The 13,721-nt window shown below is 74.3% G+C and carries 12 protein-coding genes; 8 read left to right on the top strand and 4 right to left on the bottom strand.

All coding sequences use genetic code 11. The annotated features are described in order from the left end of the window. Window positions 1-3 precede the first annotated feature (3 nt). The 7 genes from B9S64_RS15120 to B9S64_RS15090 all read left to right on the top strand — a co-directional run bounded on the left by B9S64_RS15120 (window position 4) and on the right by B9S64_RS15090 (window position 6,943). Window positions 4-417, top strand: a complete 414-nt coding sequence (locus B9S64_RS15120; protein ID WP_028442037.1) for a DUF3151 domain-containing protein — start codon at window positions 4-6, stop codon at window positions 415-417. A gap of 151 nt (window positions 418-568) precedes the next feature. Further along, window positions 569-1,417: a tryptophan 2,3-dioxygenase family protein gene (locus B9S64_RS15115; RefSeq protein WP_103492327.1), complete on the top strand. Its 849-nt coding sequence runs from the start codon at window positions 569-571 to the stop codon at window positions 1,415-1,417. Further along, a complete protein-coding gene (gene kynU, locus B9S64_RS15110) occupies window positions 1,410-2,597 on the top strand; it encodes a kynureninase (RefSeq protein WP_103492326.1) in 1,188 nt (395 codons plus the stop codon). Before B9S64_RS15115 ends, kynU begins: the two co-directional genes overlap by 8 nt. Before the next feature lie 128 nt (window positions 2,598-2,725). Further along, window positions 2,726-3,601 (top strand): S9 family peptidase, encoded by an 876-nt coding sequence (locus B9S64_RS15105; RefSeq protein ID WP_103492325.1) that lies wholly within the window; start codon window positions 2,726-2,728, stop codon window positions 3,599-3,601. 119 nt (window positions 3,602-3,720) lie between these two features. Beyond that, window positions 3,721-5,043 carry a histidine kinase gene (locus B9S64_RS15100; RefSeq protein WP_103492324.1) on the top strand — a complete coding sequence of 441 codons (1,323 nt, stop codon included), beginning with the start codon at window positions 3,721-3,723 and terminating at the stop codon, window positions 5,041-5,043. Continuing rightward, window positions 5,040-5,711, top strand: a complete 672-nt coding sequence (locus B9S64_RS15095; protein ID WP_103492323.1) for a response regulator transcription factor — start codon at window positions 5,040-5,042, stop codon at window positions 5,709-5,711. The genes B9S64_RS15100 and B9S64_RS15095 overlap by 4 nt, the downstream gene beginning before the upstream one ends. Window positions 5,712-5,737: 26 nt before the next feature. After that, a complete protein-coding gene (locus tag B9S64_RS15090; RefSeq protein ID WP_103492322.1) occupies window positions 5,738-6,943 on the top strand; it encodes a cytochrome P450 in 1,206 nt (401 codons plus the stop codon). A 35-nt stretch (window positions 6,944-6,978) separates the two neighbouring features. On the opposite strand, the gene B9S64_RS15085 is transcribed toward B9S64_RS15090, so the two are convergent. Beyond that, a complete protein-coding gene (locus B9S64_RS15085; protein WP_103492321.1) occupies window positions 6,979-8,643 on the bottom strand; it encodes an ABC transporter permease in 1,665 nt (554 codons plus the stop codon). After that, window positions 8,640-9,605 (bottom strand): ABC transporter ATP-binding protein, encoded by a 966-nt coding sequence (locus B9S64_RS15080; RefSeq protein WP_103492320.1) that lies wholly within the window; start codon window positions 9,603-9,605, stop codon window positions 8,640-8,642. Before B9S64_RS15080 ends, B9S64_RS15085 begins: the two co-directional genes overlap by 4 nt. Window positions 9,606-9,698: 93 nt before the next feature. Here B9S64_RS15080 and B9S64_RS15075 point away from each other — a divergent pair, with 93 nt between their 5' ends. After that, window positions 9,699-10,241: a GbsR/MarR family transcriptional regulator gene (locus B9S64_RS15075; RefSeq protein WP_103492319.1), complete on the top strand. Its 543-nt coding sequence runs from the start codon at window positions 9,699-9,701 to the stop codon at window positions 10,239-10,241. Between the two features lie 133 nt (window positions 10,242-10,374). Here B9S64_RS15075 and B9S64_RS15070 read toward each other — a convergent pair whose 3' ends face one another. Together B9S64_RS15070 and B9S64_RS15060 are read right to left on the bottom strand one after the other, a co-directional pair. Then, the gene (locus B9S64_RS15070; RefSeq protein ID WP_103505255.1) at window positions 10,375-12,102 is read right to left on the bottom strand and encodes a hypothetical protein; all 1,728 of its coding nucleotides are present in this window, start codon (window positions 12,100-12,102) and stop codon (window positions 10,375-10,377) included. Window positions 12,103-12,679: 577 nt separating this feature from the next. Further along, complete coding sequence (locus B9S64_RS15060; RefSeq protein WP_103505000.1) at window positions 12,680-13,537, bottom strand: diacylglycerol kinase; 858 nt, start codon at window positions 13,535-13,537, stop codon at window positions 12,680-12,682. Window positions 13,538-13,721: the final 184 nt, after the last annotated feature.

Here is a 13,721-nt window from a genome sequence, read left to right as displayed (position 1 = left end):
ACCATGTCGATCCACGAGAACCTGCTCGGGGGCCCTCCCCCGACCCATCTGCCCGACGACCCGGAGCCGCGTGAGCTGCTCGCCGCCGGCACGGCGCCCGCCGACGTCGCCGCGAAGTACCCCACGTCCTCCCTGGCCTGGGCGCAGCTCGCCGACGAGGCGTTCGAGGGCGGCCGGGTCGTCGAGTCGTACGCGTACGCCCGCACCGGCTACCACCGCGGGCTCGACGCCCTGCGCCGGGCCGGCTGGAAGGGGCACGGTCCCGTCCCGTTCGAGCACGAGCCCAACCGCGGCTTCCTGCGTGCGCTGCACGCCCTCGCGCGTGCCGCCCAGGCCATCGGCGAGCAGCCCGAGTACGAGCGCTGCTCGACGTTCCTGCGCGAGTCCTCGGAGACCGCCGCCAACACCCTCGGCTGATCTCACGGCTGCCGGGCCCCGCGGGCACCGCCTGCGGGGCCCGAGGCGTCCTCGGCCGGCCGGGTCTAGGATGCCGACAGGGGACCGGAGCTCCACCACCTCACAGGAAGGGGCGGACCGCTACCCGGAAGCTTGTGTCGAGGAGACAGCGATGTCGACGTTTCACCCCGACCCCGAAGCCACCGGTGCGGACACCCCGCACCTCGACTTCGCGGGAACGACCCCGTACGAGGACTACGTCCAGGCGGACGTCCTGACCCACCTCCAGCACCTGCGCTCGGACGATCCCGGCGAGATGGTCTTCCTGGTCACCACCCAGGTCATGGAGCTGTGGTTCACGGTCATCGTGCACGAGTGGGAGACCGCCACACACGCGCTGCGCGAGGACCGTGTCCCCGCCGCCCGGGACGCGCTGAAGCGCTCGCTGCGGGAGCTGGAGGCGCTGAACGCCTCCTGGAAGCCGTTGGCCGGCCTTACCCCCGCCCAGTTCAACTCCTACCGCGGCTCGCTCGGCGAGGGATCCGGATTCCAGTCGGCCATGTACCGGCGGATGGAGTTCCTGCTCGGTGACAAGTCCGCGTCCATGCTGGTGCCGCACCGGGGCGCGCCCCGGGTCCACGCCGAGCTGGAGAAGGCGCTCCACGAGCCCGGTCTGTACGACGAGGCGCTCGCCCTGCTCGCCCGGCGCGGATACCCCGTGCCGCGGTCGGTGCTGGACCGGGACCTGTCGCAGAAGTACGAGCCGTCCCCCGCGGTCGAGGCCGTGTGGGCGGAGATCTACGCCGACCCGGACCAGAACGCCGAGCTGGTACGGCTCGGTGAGGTGCTGACCGACGTCGGTGAACTGGTGTGGCGCTGGCGCAACGACCACCTCACCGCCACCCGCCGCGCGATGGGCTCCAAGACCGGTACCGGCGGGTCGGCCGGGGTCGCCTGGCTGGAGAAGCGGGCCACCAAGAGCGTGTTCCCCGAGCTGTGGACGGCGCGCAGCCATGTCTGACCTCAGGGAGCGCGCACAGGCGCTCGACTCCGCCGACGAACTCGCCTCCCGCCGGAAGCTGTTCGCCCTCGACGACACCGTCTACCTCGACGGGAACTCGCTGGGCGCGCTGCCCGCCCACGTCCCGGACCGGGTGCGGGACGTCCTCACCCGCGAGTGGGGCGAACTGCGCATCCGCTCCTGGGACGAGAGCGGCTGGTGGACCGCGCCCGAGCGGATCGGGGACCGGATCGCCCCGCTCGTCGGGGCGGCCCCCGGCCAGATCGTGGTCGGTGACTCCACCAGCGTGAACGTCTTCAAGGCGGTCGTCGCGGCGAGCCGCCTCGCGCCCGGTGACCGGGACGAGATCGTGCTCGACGCGACGACGTTCCCCACGGACGGGTACATCGCGGAGTCGGCGGCCCGGATGACGGGCCATCGGCTCGTCGTGGCCGACCCGCTCGACGTCCCCGGGGCACTCGGCCCACGGACGGCCCTGGTCCTGCTCAACCACGTGGACTACCGCACGGGCAGGCTCCTGGACCTGCCCGCGCTCACCGCCGCCGTCCACGCGGCGGGGGCCCTGGCGGTCTGGGACCTGTGCCACAGCGCGGGGGCCCTGCCCGTCGGGCTGGACGCCCATGGCGTGGACCTGGCGGTCGGCTGCACCTACAAGTACCTGAACGGCGGCCCCGGTTCGCCGGCCTTCCTGTACGTCGCGGAGCGCCATCAGGAGGCCTTCGACTCGCCGCTGCCCGGCTGGACCTCGCACGCCGACCCGTTCGGGATGACGCCGGGCTACACGCCCGCCGAGGGGTCCGTACGGGGCCGGGTCGGCACCCCGGACATCCTCTCCATGCTGGCGCTGGAGGCGTCGCTCGACGTGTGGGAGGGCGTCACCTTGGAGGCCGTGCGGGCCAAGTCGCTGGCGCTGACGGACTTCTTCCTGGAGTGCGTCGAGGCGTACGTCCCGGAGGGCCGGGTCGGCCGCCTCACCCCCGCCGCGCACGCGGAGCGCGGCAGCCAGGTGTCGCTGCGGTGCGAGACCGCCGAGGCCGTGATGGGCGCGCTCATCGGGCGTGGGGTGGTCGGGGACCTGCGCCGCCCGGACATCCTGCGCTTCGGTTTCACCCCGCTGTACGTCGGCTTCGCGGACGCGGAGCGGGCGGCGCGGACCCTGGCCGAGGTGCTGGAGGCATAGCGGCCGTGTGAAGGGCCGGGTCCGGTCACCCGTTCCCCGCACGGGGGTGTGACCGGACCCGTGCCCGTCCTGATACCGTCCCCGCAGTTCGGCCCAGTTGGGCATATGCGGAGGACGGGTGGAGCAGCATGTCGGATTCTGCCGCGCGTGATCGGGACGCCGCGGAGACCGAGTCGGCGTTCGCGCATCCCGAGGTCGCCCCGGACCGGACCGCGGCCTACGGCGGCCACCCCGACCAGGTGATCGACTTCTTCGCCCCGCGTGACGGCCGGGACGGGGCGCCGCTCGTCGTGGTGCTGCACGGCGGTGCCTGGCGGGCCCCGTACGACCGGCGCCACCTGTCCCCCTTCGCGGACTTCCTGGCGCGGCGCGGACTCGCGGTGGCCGCCGTGGAGTACCGGCGCGGCGGCGAGATCCCGCGCCAGGGCGGCCAGGGGCCCGTCGCCGGACGCTGGCCCGAGACGTTCGACGACGTGGCCGCGGCGATGGACGCGCTGCCCGAGCTGGCCGCCCGGGAGCTGCCGGGCGCCGACGTCGGCAGGACCGTGGTCACCGGCCACTCGGCGGGCGGTCAGCTCGCGCTGTGGGCCGCCGCCCGGCACGTACTGCCGCGGGACTCGCCGTGGCGGCTGCCCGCGCCGCCGCGGTGGCGGGGGGTCGTCGCGCTGGCGCCGATCGGTGACTTCACCAGCGCGGTCGAACGGGACGTGTGCTCCGGGGCGGTGCGTCAACTCCTGGGCGGGGCAGAGCGGTTCGAGGAGCGGCGGGCGTACGTCGATCCGGCCGCGCTGCTGCCGACCGGGATCGCGACCGCCGTCGTACAGGGCACCTGGGACCTCACGGTGCCGCAGGCGGTGACCGAGGCGTTCGTGGACGCGACGGCGAAGGCGGGGGAACCGGCCGGGCTGACGCTGCTGGAGGGGATCGGCCACTTCCCGCTCATCGACCCGTCGGCGGACGCCTGCGCGGTGGTCGCCGAGGAGATCGACCAGCTGGCCTGGTAGGTCCGGGCCGGGCGGCCCCGGCGCGGGTGGCGTGTGGGCCCGGTAGTCCTTGCGACGGACGGCACAGGATCCACATCACTGCTGACGACCCCGGCCGGGCCGCCGCCTACCGTGGAAGCGTGACCGAGACCAAGACCAGAAGCCCGGAGCACCTCCTGGCCGCAGGGGCGATAGCGGGCCTGCGGCAGGACCTGTTCCAGAACGTGCTCGACTACCGCCCCCTGGGCCCCCTGGGCGCCGACGGACCGGTGATCCGGCGGCTGCCCGAGCCCCTGCGCAAGGTCGTCGTCTGGTTCCCGCACGCGGTGGTGGGTCTGGTCGTGCTGATCGCGCTGGCGCAGGGCGTCTTCGACGCGAACACGTACTCCCCCTTCGGGATCGCGACCGTCATCACCGCGTTCCTGCCGGCGGGCACGCTGCTGATGACCCTGGTCCGTCCCGTCCTCGCGTTCTGGGCGTCGATCGTCCTGACGCCGCTGGTGGCCGTGGTGGGCAGCGGGGGCTGGCCCTGGGCGCCGACCACGTTCGTCTGCCACCTGGGGGTGCTGATCGTCGTCGCGGCGCGCACCCGTCCGCGTACCGCCGTCTGGACATGGCTGATCACCCTGGTCACCGGTTCCTTCCTGGGGAACATCGGCGGGCACCCCTCCTCCTCTTCCACCACCTTCGCCATGGCCTTCGTCTCCGGGCTGGCCCTGCTCATCGTGACCCTGGCGCAGGCCCGGCGGGACGCGAAGCGGGAGGTGACCGTGCAGCGCACCGTCACCGCGGTGGAGCGCGACCGGCGCACCCTGCTGGAGGAGCGCACCACCATCGCGCGGGAACTGCACGACGTCGTCGCCCACCACATGTCCGTCGTCGCGATCCAGGCCGAGGCCGCCCCGTACCGGGTGGAGAACCCGCCGCCCGAGCTGGAGCAGGCCTTCGTCACCATCCGGGAGAACGCGGTCGCCGCCCTCACCGAGCTGCGCCGGGTGCTGGGCGTCGTACGGTCGGAGGACTACGAGGCGCCGGACGCCCCGCAGCCCACCCTCGCGCAGCTCGACCGGCTGCTGGACAACGTCCGTGAGACGGGGCTGGAGACGGAGAAGACCGTGACCGGCGCGGTACGCGAACTGCCGCAGGGCGTCGAGCTGTCGGCGTACCGGATCGTCCAGGAGGCGCTGAGCAACTCGCTGCGGCACGCGCCCGGAGCGTCGGCCAAGGTGGAGGTCGGGTACGTGCTCGGCGGGCTGGGACTGCGTATCGTCAACGGGCCCGCCAGGGGCCTGGTGAAGCCCTCGCCGGGGGCCGGACACGGGCTCACGGGGATGCGGGAGCGGGTGGCGATGCTGAACGGTGAGATGACGGCCGCCGCGACCGACGACGGCGGGTACGAGGTCACCGTGTTCCTGCCCGTGCGGACCGAGCGGGACCACACGGGCCAGGAGGAGGCGGCATGAGCGGGTCCGACCCCATCCGGGTGCTGATCGTCGACGACCAGATGATGGTCCGCGAGGGATTCTCCGTCCTGCTCAACGCGATGCCGGGCATCGAGGTCGTCGGAGAGGCCGTCGACGGCCGGCAGGCCGTGTCACAGGTCGCCGCCCTGCGCCCCGACGTGGTGCTGATGGACATCCGGATGCCCGAGCTCAACGGCATCGAGGCGACCCGGGAGATCGTCGCGGCCGACGCCGACGCCAAGGTGCTGGTGCTGACCACCTTCGACCTCGACGAGTACGTCTACCAGGCGCTGCGGGCCGGCGCCTCCGGCTTCCTGCTGAAGGACGCCTCGGCACGCCAACTCGCGGACGGCGTAAGGGTGGTGGCGTCCGGGGAGGCGCTGCTCGCGCCCACCGTGACCCGGCGACTGCTCACCGAGTTCTCCAAGCGCGCCGAGGCACCCAGGCCGCCCGCCATGGCCCGGATCGGTGACCTGACCGAGCGGGAGACGGAGGTGCTCGTGCTGATCGCCCAGGGCCTGTCGAACATGGAGATCGCCGCGCACCTGGTGGTCGCCGAGTCGACGATCAAGACGCACGTCAGCCGCATCCTGGTGAAGCTGGGCCTGCGGGACCGGACCCAGGCGGCGGTGTTCGCGTACGAGGCGCGGCTGGTCACCCCCGGATAGCGCCGGGCCCCCGGTAGCGTCGGCCCATGCATGTGTCCTTCGACCCCTGGTCACCGGCGTTCGTCGCCGACCCGTACCCCGCCTACGCCGCGCTGCGCGCCGCCGGCCGGGCGCACTACTTCGAGCCGACCCGGCAGTGGCTGATCCCGCACTACTCCGACGTGTCCGGGCTGCTGCGCGACCGGCGGCTCGGCCGGACGTATCTGCACCGCTTCACCCACGACGAGTTCGGCCTCACCCCGCCGCCCGCCGACCACGAGCCGTTCCACACGCTCAACGGGAACGGGATCCTCGACCTGGAGGCCCCCGACCACACCCGGATCCGGCGGCTGGTGGCCAAGGCGTTCACCCCGCGCCGGGTGGAGGCGCTCGCCCCGACCGTGGAGCGGCTGGCCGCCGGACTCGTCGGGCGGTTCGTGGAGGCGGGCGGCGGCGACCTGCTCACGGCGGTCGCCGAACCGCTGCCGGTGGCGGTCATCGCTGAGATGCTGGGTGTCCCGGAGTCCGACCGGGACCTGCTGCGCCCGTGGTCGGCGGCGATCTGCGGCATGTTCGAGCTGAACCCGCCGGAGGAGACCGCGCGGGCCGCCGTCCGGGCGTCGGTGGAGTTCTCCGCGTATCTGGCGGACCTGATCGCCGCCCGGCGCACCGACCCCGGCCCGGACCTGATCAGCGCGCTCATCGCCGCCCACGACGAGGACGACCGGCTGAGCGAGCAGGAGATCGTCTCCACCTGTGTGCTGCTGCTGAACGCCGGCCACGAGGCGACGGTCAACGCCACCGTGAACGGCTGGTGGATGCTCTTCCGCCACCCCGAGCAACTGGCCCTGCTGCGCGGAGACCACGATCTGCTGCCGACCGCCGTGGAGGAACTGCTGCGGTACGACACCCCGGTACCCATGTTCGCGCGGTGGGTCCTGGACGACATCGAGGTGGACGGCACCGTCATCCCGCGCGGCTCCCAGGTGGCCCTGCTCTTCGCCTCGGCCAACCGGGACCCGGAGCGCTTCCCGGACGCCGGGACGCTGGACCTGGCCCGGCGGGACAACCCGCACATCTCGTTCGGTGCGGGCATCCACTACTGCCTGGGGGCGCCGCTCGCCCGGCTGGAACTGGCCGCTTCCTTCGGTGAGTTGCTGCGCCGGGCGCCGGGGATGCGACTGGCCGCGGAGCCGGAGTGGAAGCCGGGGTACGTGATCCGGGGACTGCGGGAACTCCTGGTCGAGGTCTGAGGCGGGGCCGGCCGCCGTGGACGGCCGTCCCCGGGCTACCTCATCTCCAGGTCGCGGCGCCGGAAGCCCTCCACACCGAGCCACAGCAGGGCCGCCGCGAGAGCGGTGAGAACGGCCGGCGGCGTCCAGTCCATCCCCTCGGCCGGCAGTCGCGGGATCTGGCCGAAGGGGGACAGGGCGTTCAACAGGCCCGGGAACCGCAGCAGTTCACCCAGGTATCCGCAGACGAAGGCGTACACCGGTACGGCCCAGGCCGCGGCGACCGCCCGGGGCAGCCACCCGAACAGGGCGGCGGCGACCCCGACACTCACCCACAGCGCCGGTGCGTACGCCAGGGCCGCGGCCGGCAGCCGGAGTGCCAGCTCCGCCTCCCCGGTCGCCATCGCTCCGGCGACACCGATGCCCAGCCCGGCCGGCACCAGCAGGAACGTGCCGCCCGTCAGCGCGACGGCCAGATGGCCACCCAGCCAGCGGGTACGGGACAGCCCGGTCGCGAGGAGGGGTTCGGCGCGGCCCGCTTTCTCCTCGGTACGCGGCCGCAGGGCGGCGGTGACCGCGTACACGGAGGCGACGACGGCGAGGACGACCGTCACCATCGAGGCGAACGCCTCAGCCGTCGTCGCGCCGCCGGACCCGCGCAGCGCGTCCTGGAGGCCGTCGATGTCCTTCAGCATCGTGTCGGCCTGGCCGAGGACCGATCCGTACATCGCGCCCATCAGGAACAACCCGGCGGCGAATCCGGCCAGCAGGGGGCGGTGCAGCCGCCAGGCGAGGCCGAGCGGCCGCAGCAGGGCGTCCGGCGCCACCGGGCTGCCGGGGCGGACGGCACGCAGTCCGGCACCCACGTCCCTCCGGGTGGACAGGGCGAACCCCGCGGCGGCGCAGAGGACGCCGAGCGCGAGGCAGAGCAGCAGCGGCCACCAGCGGTCGTCCACGTAGACGTAGGTGCGCTGGACCCAGCCGATCGGGGAGAGCCAGGAGAGCCAGGAGAGCGCCTCGCCGCCGCCGGAGTCCCCGGCGGCCCGCAGGACGTAGGCGAGACCGACGACGGCCAGGGCCATGCCCGAGGCGGCACGGGTGTGGGCGGTGATCTGCGCGGTGACGGCGGCGACGCAGGCGAAGACGGCGCCGACCGCCGCGTACGCACAGCCCAGGAGCAGCGGCCCGGCGCCGGGACCGAGGTCCAGGGCGCCGAGTCCGAGGGCGGTGACCACCGCGAGCGCGAGGTCGGCCAGTACCGCGACGAGGAGTGCGGCGGCCAGAGGCGCGTGGTGTCCGACGGCGGTGGAGCGGACCAGTTCGGCCCGGCCGGTCTCCTCCTCGTCGCGGGTGTGACGGGTGACGGTCAGCACGTTCATCAGGCCGACCATGACGGCCATGAAGCCGAGCAGTTGATGGCCGGTCATCGCCCCGGCGGTGTAGTCGTCCAGGTAGTGCCGAGGCCCTGTCATGGCGAGGCCCGCCGGACCGCCCAGCGTGGCGGCGAGGGAGGCGCGGGCCTCCGGGCCGGCGTACAGGGTGGCGTAGTTGGAGGCCGTGGCGACGGTGCCGAGGGACAGCGCGAGGATCCACACGGGGAGCCGGACGCGGTCCCGGCGCAGCGCGAACCGGAGCAGGGCGCGGGTGCCGGCCGTGGTACCGGCGGGCGTGGCGGTGCGGGCCCCCGGGGCCGCGCGCCGGTCTGTGGCGGTGGCACTCATCGGGGGCCGCCTCCGTCCTGGCCCGTGGAGTGGGCGCCGTCGTGCGTGCCTCCGTGTCCGCCCGCGGCCAGCTCGTCGCCGTAGTGCCGCAGCATGAGCTCCTCCAGGGTCGGTGGGTGGCTGACCAGGGCGCGGACCCCGTAGGTGGCGAGCCGGCCGACCACGCCGTCCAGATGGGCGCCGTCCACGGTGAACCGCACCCGGGGCCCGTCCTCGGTGGTGAGCACCAGGTCGTGCACCCCGGGCAGCCGGTCGAGCCCGGTGGCCGGGCGGGCAGTCTCCGCCTCGATCGTCGTACGCGTCAGATGCCGCATCTCGCTCAGCGATCCGGACTGCACGGTCCTGCCGCGGCGGATGATGTTGACCCGGTCGGCCAGCTTCTCGACCTGGGCCAGGACATGGCTGGACAGCAGCACGGTCCGGCCCGCCTCCTTCGCCTGGAGGACCACGTCCTGGAAGACCACCTCCATCAGGGGGTCCAGACCCGAGGTCGGTTCGTCGAGCAGCAGCAGCTCGGCGTCGGAGGCCAGCGCGGCGACGATGGCGACCTTCTGACGGTTGCCCTTGGAGTAGGCCCGGCCCTTCTTCGTCGGGTCGAGGCCGAAGCGTTCGATCAGCTCGTCCCGCCGCCGCTTGTCGCAGCCCCCGCGCAGCCGCCCGAGCAGGTCGATGGCCTCGCCGCCGGTGAGCCCCGGCCACAGCTCCACGTCGCCGGGGACGTAGGCCAGGCGCCGGTGCAGCTCCACCGCGTCGTGCCACGGGTCCATGCCCAGCAGCCGGGCGGCGCCCGAGTCGGCGCGCAGCAGCCCCAGCAGGATCCGGACGGTCGTCGACTTCCCTGCGCCGTTGGGTCCCAGGAAGCCGTGGACCTCGCCGGTCTCGACGGTGAGGTCCAGGCCGTCCAGTGCGCGGGTGGGCCCGAACGACTTGTGCAGTCCGGCGACGCTGATTGCCTTCGTCATGATTCTGAACGTACGTGAGATTCACAAACTTGTGAAGTTAAGGAAGCGTATAAAGTCGGGGCCGGTGACCAGGGCACGGGAGGCGGCGGAGCGATGACCAGCGGGACCGGAGAGGCGGCGGCCACGGGGTCCGGCGGCGGGGCCGAAGACACGGCGGGCCGGGACGAAGAGGCGGTCTCGCGCTTCGTCGAGCGTTTCGCGGCGGAGATGACGGAGGCGGGGATGCAGCGCATGGCCTCCCGCGTCTTCGCGGCCCTCCTCGCGGACGACGACGGATGCATGACCTCCGCGGAGATCGGCGAACAACTGCGGATCAGCCCGGCGGCCGTCTCCGGCGCGGTCGGTTATCTCACCCAGGTCAGCATGGTCGGCCGGGAGCGCGAACCGGGCTCCCGCCGCGACCGCTACCGGCTGCACGACGAGATCTGGTACGAGACGTTCGCCGACCGCGACCATGTGCTGACGCGCTGGGAGCGCACGCTGAGGGACGGTGCGCGCTCCCTGGGCGAGGACACGCCCGCCGGTGCGCGGATCGCGGAGACCGCGGACTTCTTCGCGTTCCTCCAGGAGGAGATGACCGGCGTGATGGAGCGGTGGCGCGCGAGCCGGAGTGAGCGGAGCGGGGCCGCACGGTGAGGTGAGACCCGCCTCGGTCCCGGGACGCCTTCCGCCCGCCAGGGATGCGACTGGCCGCGGAGCCGGAGTGGAAGCCGGGATACGTGATCCGGGGGCTGCGGGAACTCCTGGTCGAGGTCTGAGGAGGGGCCGGTCAGCGGCGGGCCGGTACCAGCTCCTCCAGGTACCGCGCGGTCTCCGGGTCGGCCAGGTCGAGCTCCTCGTACGCGTCGGCGGGCCAGTGGGGGCGGCCGTCGATCCAGGGCACGGCCCAGAAGGGCTCCTCCCGCCGTCCGCGCAGCTCGGCCGTGCCGACCGGGGCGGGCAGCCCGGCCCAGGGGCGCTTGCGCGGGCCGGGGGCCAGCAGCCGCAGCACGGCCCGTGGGGGAGCGGAGTCGTCGGCGTCGGCCGGGAAGAGCAGCAGCACGGGGTCGGTCCCGGTGCCGGACGGTTCCTCCAGCAGGACGTAGCGCGGGGTCTCGGCGACCGGTCCGTCGGCCTGGCGGGTCAACTGCCGGGCGAGCGGGACGCCTTCACGCAGGATGCGCAGGAGCGAGTACAGGCCGAAGGCGCCGAGGACCACCGCGAGCACCTGCATCGGCCCGGAGACGGTTCCCGGCCGGACCAGGGTGAGGGTGCCGATGCCGACCAGGTAGGCCAGCGGGTAGAGGGCCCTGGTGAGCCCGGTCGCCTCCAGCAGGACGGGCACCCGCCACCACGGCCCGGTCCGCACCCCGGCACCCGGTCGGCCCGGGGGCGCGTCGGAACCGCGCAGGGCCGCCTGCCGGGTGGCCGCGGCGGCGCACACGGCGTACGTCAGCGGTGGTGCGGCGGGCCCGCCGGACCAGGGCCGCCCGGACAGCGGGTCCACGCCCGCGTACGCCGGGGCGGGAAGGGGGCCGGCGGCGGCCCGCCCCCTGCGCCTGATCAGATGGACCGCGCCGCCGACCAGCCCCACCAGGGCACACAGCAGACCGCCCACCCCGACGGTGTCCATGACGGTGAAGGCGGACGTCCCCTCCAGATCGGCGTTGTACAGGTCGCCCTTCCAGGGCCCGTACGACACGACGAAGCCGCTCTCCCAGTCGTCCAGCAGCGGGTCCCGGTCCGGGTCGCACTGATAGGTCCCGGTGCGCCGCTGGTGGTCGAAGGGGTCGTTCCACCGCACCACGCAGTGGCCGTCGCTCCGCTCGCTGAGCACGGTGAGGTCGATCCGCGGGTCGCTCTCCGACTGCTCCGCCCAGACGGTCGCGAGCACGACACCGACTAGGCCCGCGACGAGGAGGGCGAGCCAGGTCAGGCCGGGCCGCCACCGGCGTCGGCGAGGCGGTTTCTCCGGCGGAACGGTGAGCCAGAGGGAGCCGGGGCGGTCGGCGGGCGCGTGCGGCTGGCGGGGCGGTGGGCGGTGGCTCAGCGCCCGTACCTGCGGCAGGTCCAGTGTCCTGCGCGCCCGGCGGGCGCCCAGCGGGCGGGCCCGGATCAGCTCCTCGCCGCCGGGCGGGGCCAGCACGCCCCCGGAACGCGGATCGCCGCACCACCACAGCACGCCGGCCGTGTCGGTGAGCAGGTGGTAGCGCCACTGGGTGGTGAGGGGCGCGAGCACCAGCAGCTCGTCTCCCCGCGGGCCGCCCGCCAGGACGACGGCGGCGCCGCTCCCACCGCGCTGGACGGCGACCGAGGCATGAGCGGTCCAGGGCCTCGACCCGAGCACCCGGCGCATGCGCCGGACCCGCCCCCGCAGCCAGAGACCGAGACCCAGGGCACCGGCGCCGAGCGAGAAGCACCAGGGCCCCAGGACGGCCGCCAGCTCCTCGGCGGAGGCGGACGCGGAGGCCACGACGACCGTGAGGGCGGCGGCCAGCAGCGCGAGGCCCGCGTTCACGCAGTACGAGGCGCGGCGCCGCGCGCGTCCCAGCGCCGCGGCCGTCCCGGGCAGGTCGAGCGCCGTCCGGGCCGGGGCGTCGGGGGACTCGGGGCTGTCAGGTGGGGCGGGGGACGCGGGGGTGCCAGGGGCCGTGGGGGTCTGCGGGGTGGCGGGCGATGCGGGTCCGGGTGCCGGAGCCGGTGCGGGTACCGATGCGGGGGCCGGTTCCGGCGGGCCGGGCTCGGGGGCCGGCGGCCGTGGCTCGGGCGCTTCCGGGGCGGTCGCCGTGTCCGGCCCGGGTGCGGTCGCGGACGCCTCGGCCGCCTCCGGCCCCGTCGCGCCTGCCGTACCGGGTGCCCCCGGCCCCGTGGCGCCCGGTGTACCGGCCGCTCCCGGACCCGTCGCCCCCGGCGTACCGGGTGTCCTTGGCCCTATGGTCCCCGGCGTACCGGGTGCCCCCGGCCCCGCCGTCCCGTCCGCCGCCGGCCCGGCGGTCCCGGACGGCTCGGTCGTCCCGGGCCGCGTGGGCCCTGTCCGTTCAGGTGTGTCCCCCACCGTGCCGCCTCCCCGCCCGCCCCGGTCCTCGCGGTGCCGATCATCCCCCGGGCGTCGTCGGCAGCACCAGCCCCCAGGCCCCGGGGAGCACCGTCCAGGTGCGGGTGCGGACCGGGCCCGCGGACTGTATGTCGGCGCGGTAGCGGAAATCCGGGCCGGAGACCGTCACCGCCTCGGCCCGCGCCGTGACCGTGTCGCCGCACGTCGTGCGGATCACCACATGCGCCGGACCGCCGTCGCCCCCCGGCGTCACCGAGAGGGCGTCGACCGTCCGGTCCAGGTCGTTCAGCAGCACCCCGTCCGCCTCGACCCGCAGCCGGTGCGCGCGCGGCGGGAGGGCGGAGGACGGCGGCTGCGGGGAAGGCCGCACCAGGGCCGATATCAGGGTGCGCCAGGTGTCCCGGACCGCCGTGACCCCCGGATGGTTCGGGCCGTCGTCCGGTTCCGGGGCCGGGATGCGCAGGTCGCCCAGGACGACGCCGTCGCTGTCGTCCACCAGCAGGTCGAGCCGGCGCGCGGTGCCGTCGAGCGCCGTGCGCGCCGCCGCCACCGCGCCCCGGGGCACGCCCAGCGCGTGCGCCAGCTCCAGCGACGGCGCGGCGCCCACGGGGACCAGGCAGAGCGCACTTCCGGCCAGCTCCCGCTCGCGGTGGAGCTGGGTCACCGCCCGGAGCAGGGCGTGGTCGTCGCCGACCACCACCGGCCGCCGGGCCCCCCTCCGGGCGAGGGCGCGGGCGAACTCCTCCGCGCCGTCCGGAAGGCAGATCTTCACGTCCGCACCCGCGCTCAGCACGTCCTTCGCGATGCGGACCGACTCCCCGTCGCTACGGCGCGCCAGGGGGTCGATGAGTACGAGTAGCTGGTGCTCGCCGTCGCCGGGGGGCTCTGCAGCCGACACCTCGGTCCTTCCTCGGGTAGCATCTTGGTGCAAGAGCCCCTTGCGCTATTGCGCCAGGGGCTTCGTCTATTCCGGGGCACCCGGTTCGACGGCTCAGGCTGTGCCGTACATCGTCGTACGGTGGGTACGACCTTTACGTACGCCCCCTGACCTTGGACATGCCCCGCCCGGAAGGGGTGTACGC

Origin of the sequence: Streptomyces sp. SM18, from assembly GCF_002910775.2 — a bacterium.
GTDB classification, from domain to species: domain Bacteria; phylum Actinomycetota; class Actinomycetes; order Streptomycetales; family Streptomycetaceae; genus Streptomyces; species Streptomyces halstedii.
The sequence above is the reverse complement of the archived record's forward strand: the minus strand, read 5'-3'. Positions and strand labels throughout refer to the sequence as shown.

What these genes read in the sequence shown, in the direction of transcription:
- B9S64_RS15120 (WP_028442037.1), top strand. Translation starts at nt 4, where the DNA reads ATGTCGATCCACGAGAACCTGCTCGGGGGCCCTCCCCCGACCCATCTG.
- B9S64_RS15115 (WP_103492327.1), top strand. Translation starts at nt 569, where the DNA reads ATGTCGACGTTTCACCCCGACCCCGAAGCCACCGGTGCGGACACCCCG.
- kynU (WP_103492326.1), top strand. Translation starts at nt 1,410, where the DNA reads ATGTCTGACCTCAGGGAGCGCGCACAGGCGCTCGACTCCGCCGACGAA.
- B9S64_RS15105 (WP_103492325.1), top strand. Translation starts at nt 2,726, where the DNA reads ATGTCGGATTCTGCCGCGCGTGATCGGGACGCCGCGGAGACCGAGTCG.
- B9S64_RS15095 (WP_103492323.1), top strand. Translation starts at nt 5,040, where the DNA reads ATGAGCGGGTCCGACCCCATCCGGGTGCTGATCGTCGACGACCAGATG.
- B9S64_RS15090 (WP_103492322.1), top strand. Translation starts at nt 5,738, where the DNA reads ATGCATGTGTCCTTCGACCCCTGGTCACCGGCGTTCGTCGCCGACCCG.
- B9S64_RS15085 (WP_103492321.1), bottom strand. Translation starts at nt 8,643, where the DNA reads ATGAGTGCCACCGCCACAGACCGGCGCGCGGCCCCGGGGGCCCGCACC.
- B9S64_RS15080 (WP_103492320.1), bottom strand. Translation starts at nt 9,605, where the DNA reads ATGACGAAGGCAATCAGCGTCGCCGGACTGCACAAGTCGTTCGGGCCC.
- B9S64_RS15075 (WP_103492319.1), top strand. Translation starts at nt 9,699, where the DNA reads ATGACCAGCGGGACCGGAGAGGCGGCGGCCACGGGGTCCGGCGGCGGG.